General features: G+C 65.0%; 30 protein-coding genes. 1 reads left to right on the top strand and 29 read right to left on the bottom strand.

The genetic code is table 11. From position 1 onward, the window contains the following. Nucleotides 1-13: 13 nt before the first annotated feature. From HPA02_RS04235 to HPA02_RS04155, 17 genes are all read right to left on the bottom strand, one after another. A complete protein-coding gene (locus tag HPA02_RS04235) occupies nt 14-1,723 on the bottom strand; it encodes a phage tail tip fiber protein (protein ID WP_146801837.1) in 1,710 nt (569 codons plus the stop codon). A gap of 29 nt (nt 1,724-1,752) precedes the next feature. Then, nucleotides 1,753-3,420 carry a hypothetical protein gene (locus HPA02_RS04230; RefSeq protein ID WP_146801836.1) on the bottom strand — a complete coding sequence of 556 codons (1,668 nt, stop codon included), beginning with the start codon at nt 3,418-3,420 and terminating at the stop codon, nt 1,753-1,755. Next, complete coding sequence (locus HPA02_RS04225; protein WP_146801835.1) at nt 3,417-3,989, bottom strand: DUF4376 domain-containing protein; 573 nt, start codon at nt 3,987-3,989, stop codon at nt 3,417-3,419. Before HPA02_RS04225 ends, HPA02_RS04230 begins: the two co-directional genes overlap by 4 nt. A 12-nt stretch (nt 3,990-4,001) precedes the next feature. Continuing rightward, a complete protein-coding gene (locus HPA02_RS04220; RefSeq protein ID WP_146801834.1) occupies nt 4,002-5,900 on the bottom strand; it encodes a hypothetical protein in 1,899 nt (632 codons plus the stop codon). A gap of 1 nt (nt 5,901) precedes the next feature. Beyond that, on the bottom strand, nt 5,902-6,198 hold the full coding sequence (locus HPA02_RS04215; protein ID WP_146801833.1) for a phage fiber-tail adaptor protein: 297 nt from the start codon (nt 6,196-6,198) through the stop codon (nt 5,902-5,904). Next, on the bottom strand, nt 6,198-7,394 hold the full coding sequence (locus HPA02_RS04210; protein ID WP_146801832.1) for a hypothetical protein: 1,197 nt from the start codon (nt 7,392-7,394) through the stop codon (nt 6,198-6,200). The genes HPA02_RS04215 and HPA02_RS04210 overlap by 1 nt, the downstream gene beginning before the upstream one ends. Nucleotides 7,395-7,404: 10 nt before the next feature. Further along, complete coding sequence (locus HPA02_RS04205) at nt 7,405-7,821, bottom strand: phage tail fiber protein (protein WP_146801831.1); 417 nt, start codon at nt 7,819-7,821, stop codon at nt 7,405-7,407. Between the two features lie 44 nt (nt 7,822-7,865). Then, a complete protein-coding gene (locus HPA02_RS04200; RefSeq protein ID WP_146801830.1) occupies nt 7,866-8,423 on the bottom strand; it encodes a hypothetical protein in 558 nt (185 codons plus the stop codon). After that, nucleotides 8,413-9,063, bottom strand: coding sequence for a phage adaptor protein (locus HPA02_RS04195; RefSeq protein WP_146801829.1), 651 nt, complete (start codon nt 9,061-9,063; stop codon nt 8,413-8,415). Before HPA02_RS04195 ends, HPA02_RS04200 begins: the two co-directional genes overlap by 11 nt. Before the next feature lie 3 nt (nt 9,064-9,066). Continuing rightward, the gene (locus tag HPA02_RS04190) at nt 9,067-9,429 is read right to left on the bottom strand and encodes a hypothetical protein (RefSeq protein WP_146801828.1); all 363 of its coding nucleotides are present in this window, start codon (nt 9,427-9,429) and stop codon (nt 9,067-9,069) included. 56 nt (nt 9,430-9,485) lie between these two features. Then, a complete protein-coding gene (locus HPA02_RS18380) occupies nt 9,486-10,427 on the bottom strand; it encodes a phage major capsid protein (protein WP_244945854.1) in 942 nt (313 codons plus the stop codon). 56 nt (nt 10,428-10,483) lie between these two features. Beyond that, complete coding sequence (locus HPA02_RS18185; RefSeq protein WP_186809918.1) at nt 10,484-11,449, bottom strand: hypothetical protein; 966 nt, start codon at nt 11,447-11,449, stop codon at nt 10,484-10,486. Between the two features lie 259 nt (nt 11,450-11,708). Then, a complete protein-coding gene (locus tag HPA02_RS04175; RefSeq protein ID WP_146801827.1) occupies nt 11,709-13,988 on the bottom strand; it encodes a cell envelope integrity TolA family protein in 2,280 nt (759 codons plus the stop codon). After that, nucleotides 13,981-14,436 (bottom strand): hypothetical protein, encoded by a 456-nt coding sequence (locus tag HPA02_RS04170; protein ID WP_146801826.1) that lies wholly within the window; start codon nt 14,434-14,436, stop codon nt 13,981-13,983. Before HPA02_RS04170 ends, HPA02_RS04175 begins: the two co-directional genes overlap by 8 nt. A gap of 27 nt (nt 14,437-14,463) precedes the next feature. Further along, a complete protein-coding gene (locus HPA02_RS04165; RefSeq protein WP_244945853.1) occupies nt 14,464-16,074 on the bottom strand; it encodes a terminase in 1,611 nt (536 codons plus the stop codon). Next, nucleotides 16,061-16,633 (bottom strand): hypothetical protein, encoded by a 573-nt coding sequence (locus HPA02_RS04160; RefSeq protein ID WP_146801825.1) that lies wholly within the window; start codon nt 16,631-16,633, stop codon nt 16,061-16,063. Before HPA02_RS04160 ends, HPA02_RS04165 begins: the two co-directional genes overlap by 14 nt. Nucleotides 16,634-16,726: 93 nt before the next feature. Next, nucleotides 16,727-17,188: a YfjT/YkfB family phage-associated protein gene (locus HPA02_RS04155; RefSeq protein ID WP_146801824.1), complete on the bottom strand. Its 462-nt coding sequence runs from the start codon at nt 17,186-17,188 to the stop codon at nt 16,727-16,729. Nucleotides 17,189-17,385: 197 nt separating this feature from the next. On the opposite strand from HPA02_RS04155, the gene HPA02_RS04150 reads away from it, so the two are divergent. Continuing rightward, on the top strand, nt 17,386-18,039 hold the full coding sequence (locus HPA02_RS04150; RefSeq protein WP_146801823.1) for a hypothetical protein: 654 nt from the start codon (nt 17,386-17,388) through the stop codon (nt 18,037-18,039). A 42-nt stretch (nt 18,040-18,081) separates the two neighbouring features. Here HPA02_RS04150 and HPA02_RS04145 read toward each other — a convergent pair whose 3' ends face one another. The 12 genes from HPA02_RS04145 to HPA02_RS04090 all read right to left on the bottom strand — a co-directional run bounded on the left by HPA02_RS04145 (nt 18,082) and on the right by HPA02_RS04090 (nt 25,410). After that, nucleotides 18,082-18,630 (bottom strand): 3TM-type holin, encoded by a 549-nt coding sequence (locus HPA02_RS04145; RefSeq protein WP_146801822.1) that lies wholly within the window; start codon nt 18,628-18,630, stop codon nt 18,082-18,084. Beyond that, nucleotides 18,630-18,980, bottom strand: coding sequence for a P-loop NTPase family protein (locus HPA02_RS04140; RefSeq protein ID WP_146801821.1), 351 nt, complete (start codon nt 18,978-18,980; stop codon nt 18,630-18,632). Before HPA02_RS04140 ends, HPA02_RS04145 begins: the two co-directional genes overlap by 1 nt. Then, nucleotides 18,980-19,546 carry a glycoside hydrolase family 108 protein gene (locus HPA02_RS04135; protein ID WP_146801820.1) on the bottom strand — a complete coding sequence of 189 codons (567 nt, stop codon included), beginning with the start codon at nt 19,544-19,546 and terminating at the stop codon, nt 18,980-18,982. Before HPA02_RS04135 ends, HPA02_RS04140 begins: the two co-directional genes overlap by 1 nt. Nucleotides 19,547-19,629: 83 nt before the next feature. Continuing rightward, nucleotides 19,630-19,893 carry a DUF3892 domain-containing protein gene (locus tag HPA02_RS04130; RefSeq protein WP_146801819.1) on the bottom strand — a complete coding sequence of 88 codons (264 nt, stop codon included), beginning with the start codon at nt 19,891-19,893 and terminating at the stop codon, nt 19,630-19,632. A gap of 205 nt (nt 19,894-20,098) precedes the next feature. Further along, the gene (locus HPA02_RS04125; RefSeq protein ID WP_244945860.1) at nt 20,099-21,019 is read right to left on the bottom strand and encodes a DUF2971 domain-containing protein; all 921 of its coding nucleotides are present in this window, start codon (nt 21,017-21,019) and stop codon (nt 20,099-20,101) included. Between the two features lie 56 nt (nt 21,020-21,075). Further along, nucleotides 21,076-21,669, bottom strand: a complete 594-nt coding sequence (locus tag HPA02_RS04120) for a hypothetical protein (RefSeq protein WP_244945852.1) — start codon at nt 21,667-21,669, stop codon at nt 21,076-21,078. Between the two features lie 521 nt (nt 21,670-22,190). Next, complete coding sequence (locus tag HPA02_RS04115) at nt 22,191-22,415, bottom strand: RusA family crossover junction endodeoxyribonuclease (protein ID WP_146801816.1); 225 nt, start codon at nt 22,413-22,415, stop codon at nt 22,191-22,193. A gap of 35 nt (nt 22,416-22,450) precedes the next feature. Beyond that, nucleotides 22,451-22,780 carry a nuclease domain-containing protein gene (locus HPA02_RS04110; RefSeq protein ID WP_146801815.1) on the bottom strand — a complete coding sequence of 110 codons (330 nt, stop codon included), beginning with the start codon at nt 22,778-22,780 and terminating at the stop codon, nt 22,451-22,453. Next, a complete protein-coding gene (locus tag HPA02_RS04105; RefSeq protein ID WP_146801814.1) occupies nt 22,780-23,286 on the bottom strand; it encodes a hypothetical protein in 507 nt (168 codons plus the stop codon). Before HPA02_RS04105 ends, HPA02_RS04110 begins: the two co-directional genes overlap by 1 nt. Before the next feature lie 127 nt (nt 23,287-23,413). Continuing rightward, on the bottom strand, nt 23,414-23,716 hold the full coding sequence (locus HPA02_RS04100; protein ID WP_146801813.1) for a hypothetical protein: 303 nt from the start codon (nt 23,714-23,716) through the stop codon (nt 23,414-23,416). Nucleotides 23,717-23,718: 2 nt separating this feature from the next. Further along, entirely contained in the window at nt 23,719-24,465 is a 747-nt protein-coding gene (locus tag HPA02_RS04095; protein WP_146801812.1) for a hypothetical protein, read from the bottom strand. A 3-nt stretch (nt 24,466-24,468) separates the two neighbouring features. After that, nucleotides 24,469-25,410 carry a helix-turn-helix domain-containing protein gene (locus HPA02_RS04090; RefSeq protein ID WP_146801811.1) on the bottom strand — a complete coding sequence of 314 codons (942 nt, stop codon included), beginning with the start codon at nt 25,408-25,410 and terminating at the stop codon, nt 24,469-24,471. Between the last annotated feature and the right edge of the window lie 208 nt (nt 25,411-25,618).

The following is a 25,618-nucleotide window of genomic DNA, read 5'->3' as shown; positions in this document are numbered from 1 at the left end:
CCGATTTATTGCGTCAGAAGCGATATAGGTAGAGGCTGGCCGGACTAAGGGAGCCGTTGACATGCTCTATTTCTATGGTATCGGTAACGGTCATTGCGCCGTCGCCCTTGGCGTAGTGAAATTCCTTTGTTGGACGTACTCGCAGCCGGAACTCCGCGCGAAAACTGCCTTGATGAGCGCCAACGTGGAGCGGTGCATAGAAACTCATCCCATAATCACCATCTTGACCGATGGAGTCGGTTGCAAAGCCATTGCCATAAGCTTTCAACGCGCCGGAACCAGCCGGCCCCCGAACCCGGCCTTGCTGTAACGTCACCCAGGAACTGTAATCGACCCTCGCCTGAAGCTGATACTCGAATGCCGAGCTGTAGTCATATGTAATGGCGGCGTAGTTGTCAGTGCCAGTGTGGCTATCCACTCTGACGCTCCCTGTGCTGCGTCCCCGGAATACATATGAGCCTGACAGGATGATGTGTCCGGTGCTGGTGGACTCAGAAAACAAGCGCGACCAGGTCCACGCCGTGCTCCATGTTTCATGACCGACGAATCCGGCGCTGATACTGCCCGAGACATGCTCGTTGACCGGATTGCCACTGACTCGCAGATCAGCAAAGTTGATCAAACCGCGGAAGTCTGCCGTATTGAACTCGGCATAGCCGTCCTGGCGAATGGCCCACCCACTGACACCCTGCCGGTAGTTGTTGGAGTAGACGTCGCCATAGAACTTGGCCGCCTCGGCCACGCGCAGGTTCTCGGCCTCGATCAGCGCGCCCTTGAGCTTGCCGGCCACCGTGGTGACCGGGCTGCCACTGGCATCGGTGATCTTGCCGAAGGAGATCGGGCCGAGCTGGCCTTCCTGGATCGATGCCTCGCGGATAAAGGCGGTGTCGATATAGACATTGCCGTTCTGGATGATGAACGGCTTGCGGCGCCCAGTGCTGTTGGGCGGTGCTACCCAGAAGCGGTCGGCGATGATCGTGAAGTCGCTGGTGGTCCCGTCGTTGTAGGCCCCCAGCCCCGAGATATAGCCGTTCTGGTTGAGCGTCAGCGTGTAGATGTCGCCGCTGCCGGAGACGGTCTCCTGGTAGCCAGGAAGGCGCTCAAGGAAGGACTGGGCCAGCTTGCTGTCGTCGATCTCGCTCGATAGGCGATCCATCAGGAATCCGAGATCCGGTATCACCTCGGCATAGGTGCCCGCCGTGGCATTTGCCGGGCCCTCAACGTCGTCGGTGTTCGTGAAGGTGATCCAGTAGTAGAAGCCCACGCCATGCTCATCGACCTCGCGGATATGGTCGGTGTACATCATGCCGGTGTCGCGGCCGATCATCTCCGCGTTGGCGAAGTTGTCGGTCTCGCCGCGGTAGATGGTGGTGAAGGCGTGGTTGGCGTAAAGATCGCGAGGAATGCCCCACGACAGCACGATGTAGCCGAAGCTGCCCACGGCGTTGAAACCGGTGGGGCGAGGAGGAATCAGGGTCGAGCCAGGCGGGTCGTTGTCGATGGGGTCGTCATCGACAGGCCCGATGTCGCTCTGACTGCCTGGGCGAAGCCGGGCCAGGCCAGCCTCTACCAGGTCGCGCACGGTCAGCTTGCGGTCCAGCGGGTCGCCCCTCACCCCCTCGCCAGTCTCCTGGATCTCCTTGAGCGCCTCGAGGATGGGGCGCAGCTTGCGGTCTGTCGCCGGGTCGATTGGCGGCAGCGTCTTGCGTCGATTGTTGGTCATGCGAGCCTCACGGCTTGGCGTTGCAGGGGTTATACCAGTTCGCCCGGGGAGGTGGCGACCTGCACGGAGTGCACCTCTTGGCTGCCTTCGATCTCGATCTCCCAGTCGCGAGACAGCGCAAACCCAGCAGGAAGGCGGAACATGCCAGCATCCAGCACCTCGTGCTCGAGTACCTTCTCGCCATCGGCGATCAGACGCAGCGTGACCGGGTAGTCGCGAGCGATCACCTTGGCGCAGCTGAAGCCGGCGGCCCCGGGCGGGACCTCGTGCAGCCGCGACCGCCAGCGATAGGTCATGGCCGCTCCCTCGCCCCAGGCCGACACGCCGTTGCCCTGCACCAGGTAGAGGGTGTCCCGGGTGACGTCGTAATGACCGGCGCTTGCATCGATGTCGAAGAACTCCACTCCCTCGCCAGGCGTGAAGGCGAAACAGCCGCCATCGCTGAACGCCAGGTAGCGGCCGTCGTAGCGGTAGGCATGGATCGACGCCGGATTGATGGCCTGCCACTGCTCCCGGGAGAACACCTCCCGGGTCACCACCCGAGCGCCGTCACCGCCGGCGGCCACCAGGCCGTCCGGCGAGGCGTAGAGCGCGTAGCCGCCCATGTCCACCAGGGAGCGCTTGGCGGCACACGGCTGGTTGACGTCGAGCTTCATGGCCGCCATGGCGGCCGGGCTCGAGCCGGTTACCAGCCAGGGCTGCCCGGTGGTCACCACCACCAGCCCGCCGCTCACCACCGCGACCCCAACCACCGGGTCGTCGAACGCCAGCTGGTAACCCACCGGCCAGGCGTGCGGACGATAGGCCTCGCAGAAGGCCACGGTATTTTCGAAGAAACCAGCAAGGATGCCGTTAGGCATCTGCACCAGGCCGCGCAGCGCAGGGCTGGGCATGTCCCAGTCGAGGCTCTGTAGGGTGCGCCCCAGAGCGTCCGAATTGACGCTGTCAGTGTAGCTGATCGCCGACGCCGGCAGCTCGGCCACCAGCTGGTACTGGCCGCCGCTCTCCACGCGGTACAGACGCTTGGCCACGATGTCGAGGTTGCCGCTGGGAATTGGCGGCAGGCCCACCTCCACCGAGCCGCCCGCCGGGATCTCCGCCCCGCTGTTCCAGCGCAGGATGAAGCCCGAGGGATCGCTGGGCGGCCCCTCCTCACCGAAGGCGGTCACGCAGGTCACCACATAGGCGGTCTCCAGCGCGGTGCGCGGCGGATACGCGATCTCCTCCACCACGTCGCCGTTCCCGTTGGTGATCGGGTCCGGCGCCACGCGGTCGCCCGGCTCGGCCACGGTGGGCGCGCTGGGAGGCGCGGGCACCCCCAGTTGGTACCAGGCCGAGGGATAGGGCCCGCTGCCGCTGGTCGCCATGCTCAGCGAGCTCATCTTAGGGGCGCCCTGGCCGGTCCAGTAGACCCGGGCATGCTCGTCACCGGCGATGGGCGAGCGAGCGACGTCGACATCGTAGGCACTACTCCAGCTGAACCAGAAACCGTCACCATCATTGCCCACGTCATAGTGGTAGAGATTGGCCGGGCTGGTGACGCCCGGCAGCGAGGCGACGGCCGCGGGCGCCCGCTCCGGCTTGAGCGTGCCGCGACGGAGATACAGGTTGCGCGCCACCTGGGCGTTGTTCTCCGGCAGCAGGCGAGCATCGAGGATCGGCAGTTCGCCACGGAAGGCGCCGTGCTGGAGCTTCACTGCGACACCTCCCAGCTCAGCCCCGCAACGCTGACCAGGGTGCCATCTATGACCTGGGCGGCATATTGGCCCTCGAGCGCGATCAGGGCGCTACGGCGATGCCCGATGGCCTCGTAGGCGGCCTGCACGTCGGCGACGGGATGTTCCGCGTGGAACTGGTCGTCCGAATCCTTCCAGCCGGAGAAGGTCGTGACGCCTGCGGAGGCGGCATACTCCAGCGCCTCACCCAGGGCCTGGCGGTTACTGGGATCACCGGCGTAGCGCACGCCATTGATCATCACGCCCTCGGCCTCAGCCGCCTTACGCTGTGGCTCGAGCTCGGCGACGAGGCGCGCTTTGCACTGAGCGGCAACGGCGGCGGGGTCAGCCTCCAGCTCGAGGGCGCCGAGGCGCTGGCCGCCCGCCCCGGGGTAGACTGGGCGGAGCTGGCCAGGCTCCTGAATACCGACCCACAGGCCGGCGGGTGTGGTGTAGGCGTGGACGGTGGCGTCCACCGGCAGAGCCGGCAGTGGCACCTGCTCGCCGTCGTGCTCCAGGGCGCGGCCGGTCGAGGTGGTGATAACCTGCATTCGTGACCTCCTTTAAACGATACGGGCGATGCGCGTACTGGCGTTGTAGGAACCCGCAGTGGCGTATGAGCAATTCACAGACCAGAGACCCGAGTCAGGGGAGGTTCCGCCCACGAGCGGGTAATACTCCCCGCTACCCCTCCAGCGCCGGCTATCCGGCAGCGTCGCGGTGTTGTCGCTTGTTGCCGTGAAAGTGTCGGCGATGAACTGCTCGTCGCCGGCGCGGAAGGTGATCGGATACTGAAACGAGCCACCGTTCGGGACGGCCTCGCCGGCACTGTTCCAGCCGCCGTTGTAGGTGCGGCGCTCCAGCACGCTGGATAACGTCCGCACTCCATCCAGGCTCATAGCGACGTTGCCCCACAGCCCCACCATCCCGCGATAGGTAGCCTCGGCCACGTCGGCGGCATCGACGTTGGCCGCTCCCGATGCGGCGATCCGTCCCTCGCCGGTGGCGGTCTTGCAGTCCATGCTGGCCATCTCGACAAGGTACAGCCACTGGATCGCCAGCCACATATCGTAGTGCCACATGCGGAAGCCCTCGACACCACCGACATTGCGCGCCTCGGCAGCACTCATGAGCTGGGCGATCGCAGTGTCTGTCTCCGGTAACACCCCGGGGATCGACTGCAACTTGCCACCGGAGAGCGAGGCCTGGTATTTGCCCACTTGGAAGCTGTCCACTTCAACGCCATCGAGCACGAAGGCCGGATGTACGGTAAACCCCGCCATAGGCCGGTCGTTGATCCACCAGGCCGGGTTGCCGCCGGCCGAGGTGCCGCGTCTCCAGTAGAACTTGGGGATCTCGACCATGTCCTGGCCGTCCACCGTGATATCGCCGATGCCGCCGAACACCGGGTGGCCGTTGAACCAGCTGGTCGTGGGCGAGGCGATGGCGGCGCCGGCCTCGTCGATGTGCCCCCAGGTGCCGCCCGGGCCGCCGGTGGCGATCATCTCAACGCCAACCACCTGCGAGGCGAGCACCGTGACGGTTTTGCTGTACACGGCCGACTGGGCGCCCTGGCTATCCTCGGCCACCACGCTGAAGGTCACGTCCGTGTCGGCCTCGACCTCTGGCGTCGTGACCTCGACGATCTCGCCCTCGGCGATGTCGGAGGCCTTGGCGAAAGTGAAGACGCCGGGGTCGGTGACGGTGTAGGTAAGCGGGTCACCGTCGGGGTCGGTAGCGCCGCTGAAGGAGGCCTGGAAGGTGCCGCTTTTGGCCGTCTGGGTGGGGGCACCGATCATGATGGGCCCTGCCGGGGCGCTGTTAGCAATCACATTCGCCGTCACCGTCTCGCTGTCGCTGGCGTTGCCGATGTCGTCCAGGGCGCGCACCGTGGCCGATACGGTTCCGCCGATGGGCTGGTCCACGGCCCGGGACAGCGTCGCCGCGCCGCCATTGGCCGCAATCGTCTCGGTAGTGTCGTCCCACCAGACCACCTCGAACAAGGCCACGCTCCCGCCGCTGTGGCGGCTCAGGGCGCTGGCGTCGATCTCCCAGGTGTCGATGTCACGTATCTCCGGCGGCGCCACCAGGGTCTGGGTGACAGCGCGGGTGAGGTTTGGCATGCCGCTCACCTGCCTCCAGGGGATTACCACGTCGCGTAGGCTGCCGGAGGTCATCCGGAGCTCGACCGGTGTGTCGGGGTCGAATGCCTGAGGCGTGGTGCCCTCCAGTCCGCGCTCCACAGTCAGGGTGTCCGCCGACAGGGCGGTCACCTTGACGATCTCGTGATCGAACTCGCGGATGCCCTCGCTGGTGAACTCCCAGCGATACAGCGTGGCCCGGTACCAGTCGTCCCCGGGATCGATCAGGGAGTGCCCCGCCTGGAGCGGCAGGCTGGTGTCGCCCGAGGTGACTGGCGATGCCAGCTTGCCGCGGGCGTTGTTGGCGTAGATCTCTGCCATGTCAGAAGTTCCTTACGATGACGAAGAACTCGTCCTGGCGGACGCGCCCCTCTCGGCTTCGCGTGGTCACCTCGACCTTGTAGCGGGTGCCGTCTTCGCCGCCCGACAGCCACACCTTGACGCGGCGGTTGTCGTAGTCGCGCGTGACCGACTCGACAGCCAGGCCTTCAGGCGATACCGAGACATTGGGCGCCACATTCTCGGACAGACCGTCCGAGGCCGGCAGCCAGCGGTTGTAGTCGATGTCGTAGTCCCACTCGTCGGCGGGCTGCATCGTGTGCGTGCCAAGAATGGCCATCAGGTCACCACCATGGTTCGGTTATCCGCCGGAACCACCATGACGCGATCCTCCTGGGGCACGGTCATCTGGCGATTCGGCGGGGCGGGATTGGTGAGGTTGACGCTCAGGCGATTGCGGATCACCGAGCCCACGCCCTCCATGACGGCGCCGCTGTGGGTGATCCGGTTGCCGTAGGCGGAGGCCCCGCCGACAACGGTCGCGTCGGCGGACGTCGGACGGATGCGCCACGCCGTGGCAGACAGCGATGCGCTCGCCCCCACCATGCTCTTGCGCGGCTCGATGATCAGCGACCACTGAGAGCGAGCCGTCGCCGACACGTCCATCAGTCCGGCGCCTGCCGCGATCCGCGTCGGGCTGGCGGTCAGCGCGGCAGATGCGGTGATCGTGGCGGTTTCGTAGTTGAAGGCCCACCACACGGCGGTCAGCTCGGCGGTGACCAGCCCTTCATCCACCAGGGTGCCCCGCCCGGGAAGGGCCGAGGCCTCGAACCAGGAATCCACGCCACCATCGACGCGGCCGCCGGCCAGCCTGTCGCCGCTCACCCCCAGGGAGATATCAGGTGCCAGGGCGGCGTAGCCGGGCTGAATACCGTTGAGGTGCGCCTCCGCGAACAGCGATGCGCCGGGCTCGAAGGTGGTGATTCCGCCGGCATAGACGTCACCGTTGAACTCGGCCACCGCCGACACGGACAGCGAGGTATCGCCAGGATGCTCTCGCGTGGCCCGGACTTCGCCCTCGGCCGTCACCGCAATCCCGGCCACCCCGGGGCGAATGCCCCAGGCCTGGACGGGATCGAAAGCTGCCTCCGCCTGCAGGCTCGAGAAGAAGGCGTAGCGAATGGCCTCGGCCGACAGGGATGCAGACGACAGCGGCTCGGAAAGACCGGCGCGCAACACCAGGTGGTCCGGCGCCAGGTTGGCGCTGGCCATCAGCTCGGCAGCGGCCAGATCCCAGGGCCGATAGACATCGAATGTCGCGGTCGGGTAGCCGATGGCAGCGGCCGCCCTGTCGGCAACCGCCCGCGGCCCATAGAACGACGCCTGGACAGGCGCATTCGTCCCGCCATGCTGGGTGCGCAACGGCTCCGCGGCCCCCGTGGCGGAGACCGCCAGCACCGCGGAGGCCAGCAGCACGCGAACGCCGCCCGACCCGGCACTGTACGCCGCGCCGTTGAAACGGGAGCCGTTGAGCATCGGTTACTCCTTAATCGAGGCGCAGGATCAGGGCGCCGGCCGCGAAGGAGATCACGTCGCCCACTTCCAGGGTCTTGGGCGTGGTCAGCGCCTCGTGGTAGAGCAGGTTGCCGGCCACGTCGGCGTCATAGATGCCGATGTGGGTGATGGTGATCGTGTGGGCAGGGTCGCCGTCCTGGACGGCATCGAAAGTGATGCTGGTGGCGTTGTCGGTCCGTGTGCGCCCCTCCACATCAACGCTCGGGCTCGACCAGTTGCCGGTCGGCTTGCGGCCGTACCAGGCCTCCGTAACCTCGTTGGCTGTGGTGTTTTCATCGGTGGGGTCGGCGGTGAACAGGGCGAGGTGAAGATCGGCCACGGCCGGCGCGGTGAAGTTGTCGCCGCGCAGCGTGGCATTGATCATCCGCTGCTCCAGGTAGTTCGACATGGCTCCCATGGGTGTTACCTCTCGGCAAGTTGGGGAGTGGGTGGTCAGATGAAGCGCCGCATCATCACGCGAGCGCCTCCTCGGGCATGGCCGAGTCGGGAGTGCTGCCTGGCATCGGCAATGCCTGCCAGGAAGCGTTGCTGGTAGTAGGAGGCAAGCTCCGGGTTGCGCCACGGCTGCGGCAGCAGCAGCAGTCGCCAGCGAGCGCCGTCGCCGATGGCGCTAGCCCAGCGGGAGGTCACCGCGTCAGGCGGCATCTCACCGGGGCGGGGTCGGCACGCCAGGCGGCCATTGACCACGGACTCGCCGGGCTGGCGGTAGAAGTGGATGTCGGTAGGCGAGCGCTGCTCGAACTGATCGCCCTGGCCGACCTCTCGGCCGCCCAGAGTGAGCGAAACGATGCGCAGCGGCTCGCCGGCGGGCGCCACGATGGCCGGATAATCGGAATCGGCACCGTAGATCACCGGCCCCTCCTCGGTCACCCAGGCGTCGGCCTCGGTGCAGAGCTCCCGGGCCGCCCAGCGGATCATGTCGCGGATCGAGGCGCGCGGGGCGTCCGGCACCTCCAGCGCCACGTCCGCCATCAGCTCATCAAGCGTCATCGGTGCCTCCGATCAGCGTGTCGCCCTGGACCTTGCCGCCCATGGCGGCCGCGAAGGCCTGGTAGTGGCCTTGAGAACGCGCCTGGTTGGCCTGCGCCTCGGCATCCTTGGCGAAGGCGCGGTAGAGCACGAAGTCGAGAAGCGCCGTGGCGTAGCGATCGCTGACGCTGATGGCGCTGGCCTCGACCGCTGACAGCGAAGCCGTGTTGTGCTGCGCAGGCGTGGCGACATAGCTCGCCTCCACCCGGGCGCCGGCCAAGGCGGGCGGGTAGACCCAGAAGACGGCGGGATGGAGGTCATCGTGCAGGTAGAACTCGAACTCGCTGTCGGCCTCCTCGGCCTGCCAGTTGGGGCGCATGGTGGCCAGCGTGCGCCGCGAGGTCTCGCGGATGGCGCGCCCAGACTCGCCGGACAGAACCTCCATGAGGCGCAGCCCGTCGGCCGGCAGCGTCTGCCGGGCACCCGCCTGGAGGTCGATCATGCCGACCCTGGCGTGGGCATCCGGTCGCTGGACGGCGACGGCGACATAGGCTTCGTTGAGCCAGCCGATCAGCTCGCTGTCGGTCCAGCGGACGCCCTGGCCGCGCTCCTGCAGGATCCGCTTGGCCCTGCTGATGATGTCGCCGACGGTCTGCGCCATGGCTTATACCTCCTGCATGTCGCGCTTCTTGGCGAGCTGCGCGGTCCAGGGGAACAGCCGGCCCGACTTGCGGTGCTTGAGCAGCCGCCCGCGATAGGCGTCCTTGCGCGGCGCCTCCTGGGCGGCCTGCTGGGCCGGACGCTCCTCGCCCTGGTCGCCGCCCTGCTGCTCCTCGTCCGCGGCGCTAGGCTCCTCCTGGCCGGTGCCTTCCTGGGCGGCCTGCTCCTCGGCCAGCTCCAGAAGCTCGGCGCGGATGGTCTCGACCCCCTTGCGCTTATCGACGTCCACGCCCAGCGGAGGCTGTTTGCCGATCTCCTCCAGCTGATCCTTGGTCTCGGCGTCTTCGATCTGCTTGATCAGTGACATGGCGTTGTCCTCATTGCATCAGAAGAAGAACGCCACCCCGGAGGGTGGCGTTACGCTCAGCCGCGCTCGGCGTAGAGGTGGCCCATCGCGTCGGGGTCGATGACCTCGTAGCCGAAGACGTTCAGGCCGCGCACCAGCTTGCCGAAGTCCTGCGGGTTGGGCAGGGACTCCATGTTGGTCATCTGGGACGCGAAGGTGAGCGCCTTCTTGTGGCCGAACATGACGTTGGTGGCCTGGCGAGTGGTGGTCGCGTCGGTCACCTTCGACATGTTGTTGGACACGTAGACGGTGAAGCGGTCGAGCATGCCGACCTTGCCGTTGCGGAACACGCTGGTGGAATCCCCCATCGCGCTGGCGTCGCGCAGGTCGGACTTCTTCAGCATGCCGTTCATCCACGCGGGCAAAATGACCCAGCGGTTCTCGTCGGGGACGTTCTGCTCGTCCAGGACGGAGCCGCAATCCACCAGGGTGTCGAGGATGTTGTCCTTGGTGACAGCCACCGGGGCCCCGGCCTCGCCGAGGTTGTAGCTGCCGGACTCGACGCCCGCCGCTGCGCCGGCGTTCTCGGCCGCTGCGTCGGCGAACACGTCGCCCAGGATCACCTTGTCGATGGCGATCTTCATCTGCTGGCCGGCATCGTCGGACCAGTCGTCCATCAGCTTGATGTCCGCCTGGTAGGCGTCGATGTCGTTCACCTCGAAAGCGAAGTACTTCGCCTGATCGATGTGCAGCTCGACCTTGTCGCTGGTCGGCTTCTCGTAGCTGAGGCCGCCGCCGATGACGTAGTCGTTGATGGTGATGGAGGGAGTGGTACGGATCTGCACCGTATCGCCCTGGTTCTTGATCTCGCCCTCGTAGTCGGTGTTCGAGATCTCGGCGAAGACGGTGCGCTGGTAGAGCTTCTCGACCATCTTGCCGCTCCACACCTCGGGGATGAACCCCGCGGTGGAGGAGCTGGAGTAGTCGGGATGGCTCCCGTCACGAGTCGGACCTGCCATGGTGTGTTACCTCTTGCTGTCGCCTCACGGCGAGGAATCGGGAACCGCCGGCCGGGTCAGCGGACCCGGCCTTCACGTTGGGCGGCGAAGATGTCGGCTTCCAGGCGTTCGGCCTCCTCGGCGCCGTAGCGCCCGGCCGTCTTGTCCCGGTAGAACTGGTTGATATCCGCGCGGGTCCAGAGCTTCTTGCCCTGGGGGGCCTCGGTGGCCCGGGTGGTGCGCGGCTCGACCTGCTCCTCGGGGACCGTCGGGCGCGGCGCCGGGGCCGCCTGGTTGAGGTAGGCGCGGAAGATGTCGGCCACCCCTTTCGCGTCCAGGGCCTGCTGAGCCTCGCTCAGCGTCTGCTGACGCTGCTTGCCGGTCTGAGGGTCGAACTGGGCCAGGAACTGATGGAACTTCGGGTCGGCATTGACCTCCCGGAACGTCGGCACGGCCTGCTCCAGGTTCACCCAGAAGCGTGCCTGGGCGTCCTCTTGCTTCTCGGATTCGAGACGCTCGAGGCGCTCCTGCAGCTCTCGGGTGTTGCCGGTATCGGCCTGGGGTGCCGGCGCACGCTGGGTGACCATGCGCTCCACGAAATCCACCAGGTCCTCGCCGAAGGTGGTGCGGAACTGGGCGATCTGCTCGTCGCTCAGCCCGCTGCCGTCGGCGGTGGGGGCCTGTTGCTCCAGCTCGGCGATGCGCCGATCCTTGTCGGCCGCCTGTTGCTTGAGCTCGTCGTTCTCCTGGCGCAGCGCCGGGATCTCACGGTTGTACTTGCCCTGGATGACCTGGAAACGGTGCTTCCAATACAGTGCATCCGGGTCCTCGGCCTTGGGCTCGTGCTTGGCGGGATCGTCGGCGGGTTGCGTCTTCTCCTCGGGCTTGGGCTCGTCAGGCGCCGGGGGCTCCTCCTGCGGGTTTCGCTCGCCGCCCTCGGGAGCCGGGTCAGCGGGGGGCTGCTCCTCGGGATTCTCGGGCTTGGCTTCGAAGTGCTGGCGGGCGGCCTCGGCTTGGGCCTGTACGGACTTGGGTAGGGACATTTCCACTCCTGTGGCGCCTCACGGCGCGACCTGTGAGCCGGCATGAGCCGGGGTTCACGATTCGGGTAACGGATTCTGGCTGCAGTCCAGAGCGCACCCACGACAAAGTCGCCCAGGGCAACCCGAGCGGCTTTGTGGTGAGGCCGGGCCGGGCCCGGCGGCTTACTGGATGAAGCGTTTGTGGACCACCTCGCGGGCCTGGTCGAACTTCTCGATCAGCCCGGCGAGCGTGGCCGTCTGCCCTTGCAGGCGGGCCACCTCAGCGCTGTCGCGGCACTTCTCCAGGCTGTCGCGGCACTCCTCCCGCTCGGCCCTGAGCAGCGCCACCAGGCGCCGCCCCTCCGGGGATTCGGCCAGCCGGGCCAGCGCCTTCCAGTCCTGCTCCTCCATCGGTGCTCCTTCGCGTCTCGGCGATCAACTTGGCGATCTCGGCCAGCAGCTTCTGGGCCTCCAGGGGCGCCATCTGCCGGGCGGCCTCGGTCTCGGTCTGGGTCTGCACCACGTCGGCCTGCACCTGGCCGGCGTCCGCGCCGTACTTCTGGGCCCGGGCCTGCTTCTCGGCGATCTCGGCCTGGGCCTTGGCCTGCTCGATCTTCGCCTGGGCCTGCTGCGCCTCCTGCTGGCTGGCCAGGTTCTGCTGCATCTGCTCCTCGGAGGGGATGAGGCCCGGCATGTCGAGCTTCTCGGCGATGCTGTCGAGCAGCTTGCGGCGCCCGTCGTGGCCGATGATGCCCATGTCGTAGTCGTTGGCGGTCAGCTGCAGGAACTGCTCGCGCAGCTGGTGGGTCTGCTCGCGGATCAGCATCGCGCTTGAGCCGCGCGCCACCACGTTGACATCACCCTTGATGCTCTGGTCATCGCTGAACTGCATGTTGTGCAGCCACAGGGCGCCGATCACCCGGCGCAGCACGCCGCGATCGATGTGGCGGATGGCGTCCTTGATCCCCTTGTTGGCCGACTCCATGAGCATCGACAGGCCGCTGGCGGTGTTGCCGGCCCCGCCGATGCGCTCGTTGCCGTAGATGTAGCGCGGAATGTTGGTGGCGTCGTCGGCGCGGCGCTCGAACTGGTCGTAGACCGACAGCAGCTCGGCGGCGTTGCTCTGCGGCTGGAAGAAGTTCAGGGCGCGATTGTTGCCGGTGACGGCACTGTCCTTGGTGCGCCAGATCTTCCACGGGTAGATGTCGGTGGGGTCCTCGGACGGCTGCAGGCGATCCTCGTAGACCTCCACCTGGGGGCCGGAGGAGATGGCCAGGTTGTTCACCAGCGAGCGGGCCGTGGCGTTGCACACGTCCTGGATGTCGGCCATCAGCTCAGGGATGGCCTGGCCCCAGAAGCTGCCCGGCACCGGCTGGAAGCTCGCCTTGTGGTAGGGGCGTCGCTCTAGCGGGTCGCGGTTGATACGCACCCGGATGACGTGCTGGCCGATCAGGATGGCCTCGATCTCGTACTCGGCCAGCGGGTCCTCGATCTCATCGGGACTGACGCCCCACTGCAGCAGGGTCACGCCCTGGGCGCCGCCGGAGTAGATCAGGCCGTCGATGGTGTCGCCTGGGGTCAACCACTCGTGGCCACGCCCCTCGAGCTCGGCGCGCTCGCCGTCGGTCCACAGCCAGTCGCGCAGGCCGCCCTGGCCGTACTGCTCCAGCACTCGGCGGATGGCCTCGTCGTTGTAACCGCTGCCCTGGCCGATGCCCATCAGCTGGTTGAGCTGGCCGCGCGTGAAGCGGGCGCGCTCGATGAGGTAGGCGCCGTCGTCCACGCTGGTGGCGTCTGGGCTCGGGTAGAGGTCGAACGGGCTCACCCGCTCGAACTCGGGGCGGATGGTCTCTGTCTTGATGGGCTGCCAGCCCTCCAGCCAGGCCAGGGTCGGCACCCGGCGCAGGATCGGAGCCCTGAGAAATGCCGCCGGGTAGGTGACGAAGTCGTCGATGAACGCCTCGAAGGCCTCGTCCCAGCCACCCTCGGCCAGCTGATCCTCGATCACGTCCTCGTGGCGCTTGGCGGCGTCGTCGGCCTTCTCCTGCACTGCCTGGCGAATCTGCTCACGGGCCTGCTCGACCAGGGCGGCCATGTCCACCGGCTGGCCTTGCTGCTGCATCTGCTGGGCCTGGGCCTGAATCTGGGCGGCCAGCGGGCGCAGGTAGGCGTCGGGCACCTCGGCCACCGGCGTCGGGTCCAGCCCCCACGGCTTCTCGTTGGCCGGCATCATGATGTCGCGGATCCACGCGGCCGCGGCGCGGCACTTGGTGGCGGTGAGCATCATGTAGATCTCGGCCCCGCCCTCCTTGCGAATCGCGGTCAGCTTGTCCGGGTCGTACTCCCCCTTCCGCCGGCGCAGACAGTCGAGCAGGCGATACTCCACCTCCTGCTTGGCCATCTTGGCCGATTCCCAGCTGCGCCGGATATGCGCGCCCAGGGAAGACTCCACCAGCTGGCGGCGGCGCTCCTGCTCGTCGCGGATGCGCTGGGCCTCGGCCTGCTCGTCGGCCTGAAGGTCGGCGGCGGAGCGGTATTGCAGCAGGCCGAGACTAGCCATTGGCGGCTCCCTTCGTCAGCGCGTCGTAGAGGCGGCTGTTACGCTCCCGCTTGTTGGTCCGCATGCGCAGCACGTTGCGGCGCATCGGTCCCAGCTGGCTGAACAGGTCACGCACGTACTGGGCCGGGTCCTTGAGGAACTCGAGCAGCTTGATGGTCAGGGTTACACCCATGCCGCCCTCGACCTCGAACTGCAGGCGCATGCCGGGCTCGGGCTTGGTGACCTTCTCCTCGATCACGATCATGTCGATCTGGATCGGCCCCACGTCGGGGCGGAAGCGCTGCGTCTCGATGGGAATGCCCTGCTTCACCAGCTCCTCGGCGATGGCCTTGGCGCTGTCGCGCATGATGGACAGCACCTCCTCGCGACTCAGTCCTGCCAGCTTGTTCGCGGTGCGCTGCATGCGACGCTGCAGGTCGCCGTTGGGCTCGGTGATGATCTTCGACATGGAGTCCTCTGCCTCTCGGCGGTGGTGTCAGGTGTGGGCGGCCCAGCCACCGCGGCGACGACCGCCGGTGCTGGCCGGCATGCTGCCGCGCTGGTGAACCTCGAACAGCGAGGCCCGGGCCAGGGTCTCCAGCGCCTTGGCGCCATGGGAGGCCCAGTCATGGCGCGGGGTGTCCTTGTAGACGCCGCGCTTGTCGTCCCACTCCTTGCGAAAGTTGTCGATGCACAGGATGCCGTCGTGGCACTCCTCCTCGGCGATCCAGCAGGACGGCAGGAAGTTGCGCACCGCCTGCACGCCCTCGGCGTGGTTGGAGATGCGCGGCACGATCTCGAACTTGATGCCGAAGCCTCGGGCCACGTCGGCGCGGCTCTTGCCGGTGCCCAGCTCGCGCACGGCCAGGTCATGGGGGCCGAAGTGGCCGCCGTAGCGGTAGCCCTTCTTGTTGAGCATGTCGGCGTAGTACTCGATGCCCTCACCCTCGCCCTCGAGGTAGTCCACCAGGTGCACCTCGCGCCCGACGATCTGCGCAAACCAGATGGCCATGGTGTCATTCATGCCCAGGTCCCAACCGGTGTAGACCGGCAGGCTGGGGTTGACCTGCACCTCGGCGGTGATGCGCTTGTGCTTGCGCAGGAAGCGCATCTGGCTGGCGTAGTAGGCACCCTCGACGCTCTGGGCGAAGGCCTCCTCGGGGATCGAGGGGTACTCGCGCTGCATGTCGTCCTGCAGCACCTCGGCCTTCTTGGCGTACCACGCCTGTTGCCCGGCGCTGGTCGGAATGCCGTGCTTGTGCTCCAGCTCCTCGAAGTACTCCAGCAGCCGGGGCGGCACCACCACGCCGGCCGGATCGAGGGTGTAGGCCGGCTCCTGCCACCACGGGAAGAAATGGAACTGGAAGTCCATCTCGGTGGGGTCGCGGCCCAGCTCCTGCAGGTGGCGGGCGGCCTCGCAGTAGTCGAAGAAGTAGCCCTCTCGCCCCTCGGCGGTGCTCTCCAGCGTGATCTGATTGCCCAGCCCCACGGCCTCGAAGGCGCCCGTCACGATCTCCTGCGCCTTGTGCGGGTACTGCCGGCAGATCTTGCCGAACTCGGAGACGTGCAACCGCTGCAGCGTGCCGCCCCGGTATGAGGTCGATACCTTGATGCTGGACCCGTTGTCGAAGACGTAGGCCCCGGAGCCGCTTTTGTCGCTGACCGGCTTGGGAATGCGGATGCCCAGCATCTTGAAGATGGAGCGCCAGGCGCTCTCGATGTTCTGGTACGCGAAGCTGATCTTGTTGCGGAAAATGTCGGTCGCGTCGTCGAGCTTGTGGCAGATGCAGCCGGCGGCGAAGTTGTCACGGAACAGGCAGTCATCCAGGGCGTCGATCATCTCGAAGGTGGTGAAGCCCAGCTGCCTGGCCTTGAGGATGATGTCGCGCACATGGCCATCCAGGTAGCGCTGCCGCTGCGCCCGGTTGGGCCGGAAGCGCCGCACCCGGCCATTCTTGTCCTTGATCTTGTAGAGGGAGTTGAGTCGGAACCACTTGAGCCCAAGCGCCTCGATCAGATCCGCCTTCTCGATAAGCCGCCCCTTGGCGTGCGCGCGCAGGTAGGCCTCGGCGCGCTTGACCTCTCGAACGCGATCACTCCTCGCCATCGTCGTCCGGCGCCACCGACGCCATGAGCTCCTCGAAGGTCATGCCTGGGTCGGTCTGCTCCTCGTCCATGCCGTAGGCCTGGCGCTCCAGCTTCACCACGCGCTCCAGGGCCTGGGTACCGGACGCCATGCTCTTACCAACGTAGTCCAGCGGCAGGTCCACCTCGGCCACGTCGCCGCTCTTGAGCTGCACCGCCAGGGCACCACGATCCAGCTGGGCCTCCAGCAGCTCGGCATACTTGCCGGCCAGGTTGCGCCAGCGCTCCAGGTGCTTGCGATGCCCCTGGACGATGGCTGCGTTCAGACTCGCCGCCTCCTCGACCAGCTCCTCATCGCTTTTGTCGAGCACCTCGCGGGCGGCCGGGTCGAGCTGGGCCCGGGACACCTTCTCCCGGGTGCGCTGCCGTACCGCATCGGAGAGGTCCTTCTCCCAGGCCTCCTTGTCCGCCTTCTTGCTGATCGTGCTCTTGTTGGGGCCATGCCGGTCGGAGAGCTGCTGCAGCGAATAGCGGCCGGTGCGGAAATCGGCCTTGATCGCCTCCCAGTCGTATCGAGCCATAGTTGATCTTGCGCGGACCTCACGGTCGGCGCCTCCGTGATGAGAGAACCGCACGAGCTGAAATGAAAAAGCGCCCCGCAGGGCGCTAGTCATTCAGATCTGCAGAGCAGTTCTGCAAGGATACTCAGGGGTGAAAGCCTCGGGCAGGGTGTTAAACGACCCCTGGCTTGGCAGCTCAACCTGCTGGCCATCAGATGTGACGGCCACGATGCTGTGCGACTTGCGCAGATGCTCCCAGGCATAGAAGAAGTTGTTCTCGCCCACGCGGGAGTTCGTCTCGTAAGGGGTCTGGACCTCATTGCCATCGAGCACCAGCGAGAACTCGCCATCACCGTAGCTGCCGTAGTCACGGCCGCCAACGGTCAGGGTCATCCTCACCGGCTGATAGGGATTGCAGGCAATGTACAGCCGGTCTCCCCGCTGGTTGACTGCGGCATACTCCGACGTGCCCTGCCCCCAGCCGCTGGACCACTGCCCTCTCTCACCGAAGGCGACAGCACTGGTGGACAACAAGGCAGCGGCCCCAAACACGAGTGCTCTGGTACTTCTCTTCATGAATCGGTTCCTGATAAGCAAAGTGAATTGAGTAGGCGTCATCGGCAACGCCACCCATTCCTTTAGCGCTCGTGGACCGAGACGTTTGTAGGGTGCCGGGCGTCTCACGACGAGCCGGCGGGGACGCCTCACGGCGTGCCGAAAACTGAAATCTTGGTTACCCTCAGCCGTTTCCAAGGCCACATCAGGGATTGATCATGCTGCCACTACTGGCTGAGAAACTCCCTCAGCTCTCTATCGCCGCCTCGCTAGCTTTCGCCATTCTGGTGCCCGGGCCCCGGCTGTTCTTCCAGATCCTGCCCGAGTGGCGTGAACAGAAGCGCAAATCAAATACGGAGGTTTTCGACCGCCTATGCGAGGTCTATCGTCAGTACCGGGAGCAGCCTGACGATGATGCCATCAGGGCACAGCTTGAGTTCTCCGCTACTGACTACTGCAAAACACATGTCAACCATCGTTTGGTGGCCATAGCGTTCCGCTCGGATAGTGCGGTCCAGGTCTTCCAAGACCTGAGGCGGGCCACTCACAAGGTCATCTACCGGAATGGGAAGTTCCAGGTGGCAACTAGACCCCACTCGTTCCCTACCGAGAAGCGAGTGAAGATCTGGTCGTGGTCTGCGCTAAGCATCTATTTCCTGGCCGCACTGATGGTTTTCCTAGGCTTTGCATCTCTAGGCATGGAGCTCTTTGATCCAGCCATTGCAGTAGCGATCATCATCCTAGCGGTGATACCAGCTTGGCTGTCCTTCGAAGCTGCGGCGTACACCAGACAACTCAAGCGCCTCAGTCGAATCGGGGCAGTCATTCATGGGGGCTCTCCAGAGGAGCAAGTCAACAGTGGGCCCGAGTAGATTGATGCCTCACGGCGTGGCCCTATCCTATAGGGGATTCGGTTACTTGCGGGCGCTCCTCACGAGGTCCATGAGGCCACCAGGCTGCTGGCCCAACTGCCGAGCCTTGTCGTTGGAGCGCTGCTTGATGTTCACCCCCTGCACAGCCCCCTGGGCGACGACGGACCAGATCAGCACGTCCACCACCTGGGCCAGCTGCGCCGGGTCTCGCAGCACCACAGCCACCAGGCCGAAGTTCACGACAGCCAGTGACAGGGCCAGCATCCAGCCGTTGAACGGTCGCCAGCCGGCACGCCAGGCGGAATCGCTGCCCACCTCGGCGCGCATGGTCTTGTTGATCTCGGTGAGCCGGGTGGTTTCGGCCTGCAGGGTCAGCGAGAGGATCTCCCGTTCATGCTCCTGGTCGAGCCGCTTGAGACGCTCGGCCGCCTGCGGGTCTGCTGCCGCTTGAGCAACCGCCTCCGGCGTCTCGTCCACGCCCAACACACGAGCGATGAGACCGCCAACAGCAGCACCAGCTGGGCCACCAAGAGCGCCGCCAGCAGCAGGCGCCACACGGGCCACCGTTTCCGCCACATCGGACCAATCCATCACTTGCCTCCCCTGACACGCTCGGCCACGGCCATCAGCAGCACGTCGATGCTGCGCGGTCCCAGCCAGCCGCACACCACGCCAACGGCGGAGGATGGCCAGCCATCCAGCTCGAAATAGACGTTGATGCCCGCGGCCACGGAGACCATGGCCACCAGGGCGGGAATATCCAGCCACAGCCGGCGCGTGATGAAGCGCCGCCGTTGCCCCGACTGGACCTCGTGGGCGATCTTAGCGAGCAGCCCGATCATGACCGCGAACCCCACCGAGACCGCCAGTAGGGCGTCCTCCCACCAGATCGAGGCGGCATCCAGCAGCGCCTGCCACCAGCTCACATCCTTCCATGGCATCAGGCGCCTCCGTCTCGCAGCTCGAGGACGCGGCGCAGCCACCCGTAGGTGAACGCCTCCTGGCTCTCCCGCTTCTCGGCCAGTTCGACCAGGAAGGCCTTGCGCAGCCCATTGAGCGACTCGGCCAGCACCACCAGGCCGGGGGCGCGCCGAGTATCGCGATACCCGCCCAGCGCCGCCAGCGTCTTCGGCCCCACCGCGCCATCGACCACCACGTCCGGGTAGTCGCGCTCTTGGCGGTTGAGCACGTTGAGCAGCCGCTGCAAGTCGCGCCCCGGGCGCCCCGGGCCGGAGTGATAGCCATAGTCGAACAGGTATTCGGCCAGCGGCTCGTGAAGCGGCACGATGTCGTCCAGGCGCAGGCTATGCCAGTAGCGGTCGGCGGAGATCTCACGGGCCAGCTCGATGGGCAGCTCACGCATGTCACCGCGATAGCCATACTCGCGTGCCACGGCCTCGGTCACGCCGTAGCGCGTCGGCCCGCCCCGGTCGGCGGGATGATCGACATAGCCGCCCTCCCGGTCGATCAGCTCATCGATCAGGCGACGTTGCAGGGGGTGCGTCATGATAGGTCTCCGGCGCCTCACGGCGTGAGAGGAAACGAAAAAGGCCCGCCGATGGCGAGCCTCTGTGTATGCAGGCGTTGTACCTAGCAGTGTGGCAAGTTATCGAGGTTGTTATTGCTCGAGGAGTCAGCATCTGTGCGGAGATACTTGTTCGGATACGTGCCTACGACTCGAACCGTCGCCCGGGGGCCGGGCTCCTCTTGTACATAGTAGGTGTAATCCCCGCGCTCGATCTCGTTGATAGCCTGACTCTTGGAAACGCTGCCCCAGGAGCCTAAACCTCCACAAAGCTTAGTGATGTCGCCATCGTCGTCTTTGCCAGTTGCTGTAACCCTACGGTCTGTCATGAGTTGACTCCATGTCGTTGATTGTATGCGCCTTCTGGCACAAACCTCAGCTTAGACATGGAGTTCCAGGTTCGCCATCCTGACCTAGGGCCACGGCGCCCCACCGGGAACCGGCAGGGCCTGATACGAAAGCGCCCCGGCTCGAGGCCAGGGCGCAGTGTTCGAATATGGGGATAGAGTAAGGAAAAAAGATGCATAACGCAAGCTAGACTATGCGCTCACCCTCAACGATGGAAAAGGATGTAGAAGATCGCTGCATCTGGTACATTGGCAAACCTTTATCTCTACATATTTCAGCCAATTCATTTCTAACATTTTTTTGAGCCTTACAACCTAGCAAAAGCCTTTGGGGCTCGAAAGCCCTGAGATGACGATTTTCCTCTTGGCACAGGACACAGTATCGCCACTCATCTTCATACTCCCATTTCGAAGATTTCACTATGGCACTAGCTATCACAGCATTCCCAGCCCCCTTACCATCTGGAAAAGAATCCTTCATGGCCTTTGTTACATCCAAAGGCTCTTCTCTATAAACCACGGGGAGAAACAGCCCGCCATTTTCTGGAATGATTTCTGGACAACCATATTCAAGGCAGTACCCTTTGTGTGAGTCAGAATAGTGAGCCCACATAAGCTCATTGCTCAAAGAAGTTGAAAAAGAGCAAATTAAAGAGCTTCGCCTAACTCTTTCATCCAACTCTCTTACCAGGTTCCCAGAAAAATCCCTGGCCATTGATCCAACATCTCTAATCATATCCTTTGCTGCAGACACTACCTTTCCATGCTTCCTCTTAGATGCCACCTCCAGCTGCCTATCGATACGACCCGCGCCGAGATCAATATCTTTAACCCCTATAAGCTTTCTTATTAATTTCAAGATCCTAGGATTAGCCCTGGAAACAAAAACACCATTAAAAACATAGTCAGAAAAGTCTTGATGACTGTAAAAAAGCCTCGCATCAAATGGGTCGTTGTATTCATCTGGGTATGACATCCATTCATAGCCAAGCAACAAAGCGTCTTTATTATTCTCATTAAACGACCTGTATCTATAGAACTTTTTTGGCATGTAATGGTTTGACATTTTCTCAAGAAGAAAGGGGTCAACCCCCTCCTTTCTAACCACAGACTGCAAGAACTCCTCCTTCCACTCCACATCTTCCTCCCAAGACTAGACTAAAATCAAGCTACACATGAAACCATATCAGACACAGACACTAGCACCTCAGCCTCCCATGAATCCAAAATATTTAGCGAATTTTTCCATACAGATCCCCAAGATGCTCTATCCTTTCTTTTCCAGAACCTGACATCCAGATCTAAGCCAAATTGATCCATCACCCAGCGCTTTACCATCCTTGGTGTAGGCAATCCCGGCCGAGAGTATGGCCAAGTCACCTCAGCATGATGGTGCAGCACAGCCCCGCAAAATAGTCGCAGCACATCAAGCTGCTCAGCCGTTGGCCTCCCTCTCCTCTGCCCTGGCAACTTCACGCCATCGGCTAGGAGCTGCTGGTACAGTGCAATCTGCACCACCTCAGCATCCGCTGCGAGCTCGTCTCGAGTGAAGGGGCCGAAGCAATATCGTGCCAGAGCCTGCAGGTGCTGAGGTAGTGACTCCACCCTGGCAATCACCTGGCCCGCCTCCAGGCCGTGGACGATCCGCCAGTCGTTGTTTTGCTTCTGAGATGTCTGCACCCTAACACCAAGTCTGGCTACCTCCGCTGCCGACTCCATCACACTGCCCCGCTGCGCCTGATAGGCATCGAAGATCATCTGTCGTGCTGATCCGAATCGCATCCTGTCGCCCCTTCCGTTGCCGTCTGTTGCCCGTGTTGCGTTGAATTCGTTGGCTCGTTGCCTATCCGTTGCCTCTGCCGTTGCCTGGCATCGGCACCCCTTCCCGCCATATCTCCCCTACCCTGGCCCGGGTCACCGCCGGCAGTTGCTTCTGCCAGCGGTCGAAGATGGCCCCGCGCTCGGTGCTGTTGCGTCCCCTACGCATCTCCCGGGCGACGTGGCGGCATTGGCACTCAACCGTCCAGTCTGCTGCCGTCATGCCCTCCGGCTTCACTCCGTACAGCATGGCGCCCCTGGCATGACGACGTGCAATGGCTGCGTCTTGAGCAGATTCACGCACTGGTTCGTCAGCTCTCGATTGCTCGCCACCAGGGCAAGCACTGCTGACTCCATCGCTGTCTCGTAGTCCATGTACCCGTAGCGGTAGCCGTCCAGCGCACGGCGCACCACAGGGTTATCGCACCCCAGCTCCTCGATAGCACTCCGATGAATCCCCATCACTCCCCCTCGATCTCAATGATCTCCACCCAGGTGCCCGTCTCCGCCTTCCGGTCGATCTCCGGCGGCTCGAGGATCACTCGGCGCACATACTCACCGCGGTCATCCGGCAGGATGCCGGCGGCAACTAGGCCGTCCTCAAGGTGCTTCACGTTGAGCGAGTAGTTGCTGGTGTCCCGGCGGCGCACGCCCTTGCCCAAGCGCGGCGTGAATGACAGGTCCACCCGGCCGGTGATCGGCGGGACACTACCGGCACGCTTCACGGCATCGCGGACCAGCAGGTGGGCGGCTCCACCAGCCGGCGCCAGGTTCTCACCATGGCCCGCCGCTGATACCACTCCCGATACCCCTTCTCGAACTCGTCCGGCCAGGGCACTCGCCCATCGAGCACCGCGTGACAAGCATCACAGGCGAAGCACGCCGAGAGGTCATCTCTCTTGCGAGCCAGGCCATGGCTCTCGTCCGGCAGGTGGGCCAGCACTACGGTCGCCGGGTCACGGTTGCAGGTGCCGAGGATCTCCACCGTGCAGCGCTCGCCCCGGGCGGCCCGGCGGATGTGCTGGCTCTCGATTCGCTTTCGCTTCAGCATCAGGCGGCTCCCTCCAGCGGCATCAGCTCGACCATCTGCTCCACCTCCTCGGCGGTGCACTGCGGCCAGTAGCGCTCAGCAATGAAGCGGCACAGACTGCGAACCAGCTCGAAGAACTCGCCCTGGTCCATGGAGTCGTAGGCAATGCTGCGGGGCTGCTTGCTGACCAGCACGCCCACACCCGGGATCTCGGTGCGGGTGATCTCGCAGCCGATCCCCGACTGCTCCTGCAGGCGCTTGATGGCCCCGTGGGCTGAACACCCCTCGTAGCCCTCGATGTTCTTGCGCACCAGGTCACCCAGGGCATGGGCCAGGCGGTGAAACTCCGGGTTGCGCGGCTTCGTCAGGTCGGCCCGAAGCATCTGGCCGATAGTGACCCCGCGTTCGCGGATCATCTCGGCATCGGCAGCGCCGGCCGGCACCAGGGCACTGACCTCCTGGCCGGTGGCCGGGTCGATCAGGCGGCGGGTGCGCAGGTAGATGGGTTGGCGTCGAGTCTTGGTCACAGCGAGCTCCTTCCGCGTGTCGCGATCTTCTGCCGCCCCAGGCTGGAGCCGCTATGGTCGTGAAGTCGGGTCGGGCGCCGCGGCGGAACACGGCGGATAACCACCTCCCAGGGGCCAAGGCGAAACTTCATGCCGCATCACCTCCACCGCCCCAGGCGGTCACCAACCGATATTCGTGGGGCCGGGCCCTACCAGGGCCTGATACCTCGCGGCTGACGATGGTCTGGCCGTAGCCGCGCAACTGGCGGATGCGCGCCGAGATAGCGGCATGGCTGTCCATCTGCTCGAACCGGGCCAGGATGGCCTCGCCGATCTCATGCAGCTGCAGCCAGTAGTCGGCGTCGCGCAGCACCAGGTAGACCCGGCCCAGCTGGCTCGCGGGGTTGTCCAGGCGCCGATCCCGGCGGCGCAGTTCGGTGACGGTGCCCATGCTCATGCCCTCCTCTGGGTAGCGTTGTTCCGCTCGCGCATCCGCTGCTCGGCCTGAGCAACCAACTCCTGGCGGCGGGCTTCCTGCTTCTGGCGCTGCTCCTCTCGCCGGCGTGCGGCCTCTTGGTCTCGACCGGCGATCAGGTCACGCAGGTGGTTGGTGATCTCCCGAACCTGCGCGCGCCCCTCCTCGGTCACCGGCTTCTCCGGCGGCGGCAACAGGGCCTCGACCCGGGGCGCCGGCAGCTTCCCGGCCTCGGCCGCTTCCTGGAGCGCCATCTCCCGGCGTTGCGGATCATGGCCAAGCGATGGCTTCCATGACGGCTGGCTTCCCTTAGCCTTGGCCTGTTCCACCTCGCGCTCGTAGGCAGCGATGAACGCCATGCGGGCGCCCACCTTGTCGCCCTCGGTCAGGATCGGTGATGCCACACCCAGCGCCTTAGCGATCTCCTCGGTCCAGACCACGGTTTCGGCCTCGTCCATGCTGGCCAGCGCCAGGGCCCAGGCCTCGTTAGCTGACAGGTAGGCGTTGGCGGATGGCACCCGCTCCAGGATCGCCGCCAGGGTTAGCCGGCCGTTGATCTCAGCGCGGCAGCGGGCCAGGGCCTGCTCCACCTCGGCACGCTCGTAGTTACGCAGGTCACGGATCATCAGCGTGGCGGCGGCGGGCTTGATCTCGGAGCCCAGCACCTCGGCCGTGGCGTAGAGCTGCTCGAGGAGCTGCTCGGCATCGTCTCGTGTCAGTGGCATGGCTCAGTCCTCCCAGCCGGATGCAGCCAGCAGGCGCTTGGCCTCGTCGGCGGCACTCGCGTTGGCTTGCGTGCCGTCCATCTGGCGGGCACGGGTGGCGGTCATCTGCTGGCCGGTCTGCATCTGCATCGCGATGGTTTCGCAGTCCGCCAGCAACAGGCCCACGGGGTGGCCCTTGGTCACGTAGAACTGGTTGTTCATGCGGAGGTAGTACGCGGCGATGCCCGGGGCGATGTCGGGGCCTACCCGGTCCACCAGCTGGCCCAGTTGGCCAGCGGTGCGAGCGTTCCAGATCGGGTAGACCCCGTACCGCTGGCGGTAGGTGATCGCATAGTTCGCCCAGGGCTTGAACGTCTTGGCGCCCTGGTCCTTGGGCCCTGGCATATCGGCCGGGATGGCGACGCGGGGCTCGTCGCGCTTGGGGGATTCCTCAACGACTTCGCCGATCAGATCGCAGCCGGCGGGCGCAGCCCCCGGCGCAACCGGTTCATTGGATGGTTCATAAGGACGGTTCAAGGACGGTTCGGGTGACACTGTGTCACCCCGTTCCTGCACAGATGTCACCCCGTTGGCGTCAGGATGACACCCCGTTGCTGCACCAGTGTCACCCCGTTTCCTACGGGATGACGCTCTGTCACCCCGCTTTTCGGGCAGGTCAGACATGATGATGTCGTACACCACCGGGCGCCGGTCGGCGCGCTCGATATGTGCCGCGGCAATCGCCTGGTTGCCCTCGCGGATGACCCCCAGCTCGAGCAGGTCATTAATCTTGCGGGTCACCGTGCGCCCGGTAAGCCCGGTGTACTCGGCCAGCGTCTCGTTCGAAGGAAAGGCGTGCCGGCCATACTTGTCGGCGTGGTTGGCCAAGCCCACCAGGACGAACCGCGCGCCAGAGTCGGTGACGATCTGCTGGTTCATTGCCCAGCCCATGGCTTCAACACTCATTGAAAAGGCGCCTCCACGGCGTGCTTGTGGGCGGCGATCAGCCGGGCAGCAGTATCGTTCTGCGCCGGGCTGCTGCTATCTGGGCGGTTGATCACTCGCGTGTCCTGCATTACGCTTACTCCTGTCTGCATTACCCGAAGCCCGGCGAGCTCCCCAGCTAGCGCCGGGCTTCTTCGTTTCTGGGCCTGGCCTATCAGGGCCTAGCGAA

This window comes from Bisbaumannia pacifica (assembly GCF_007989625.1).
Classification (GTDB): domain Bacteria; phylum Pseudomonadota; class Gammaproteobacteria; order Pseudomonadales; family Halomonadaceae; genus Bisbaumannia; species Bisbaumannia pacifica.
The sequence above is the reverse complement of the archived record's forward strand: the minus strand, read 5'-3'. Positions and strand labels throughout refer to the sequence as shown.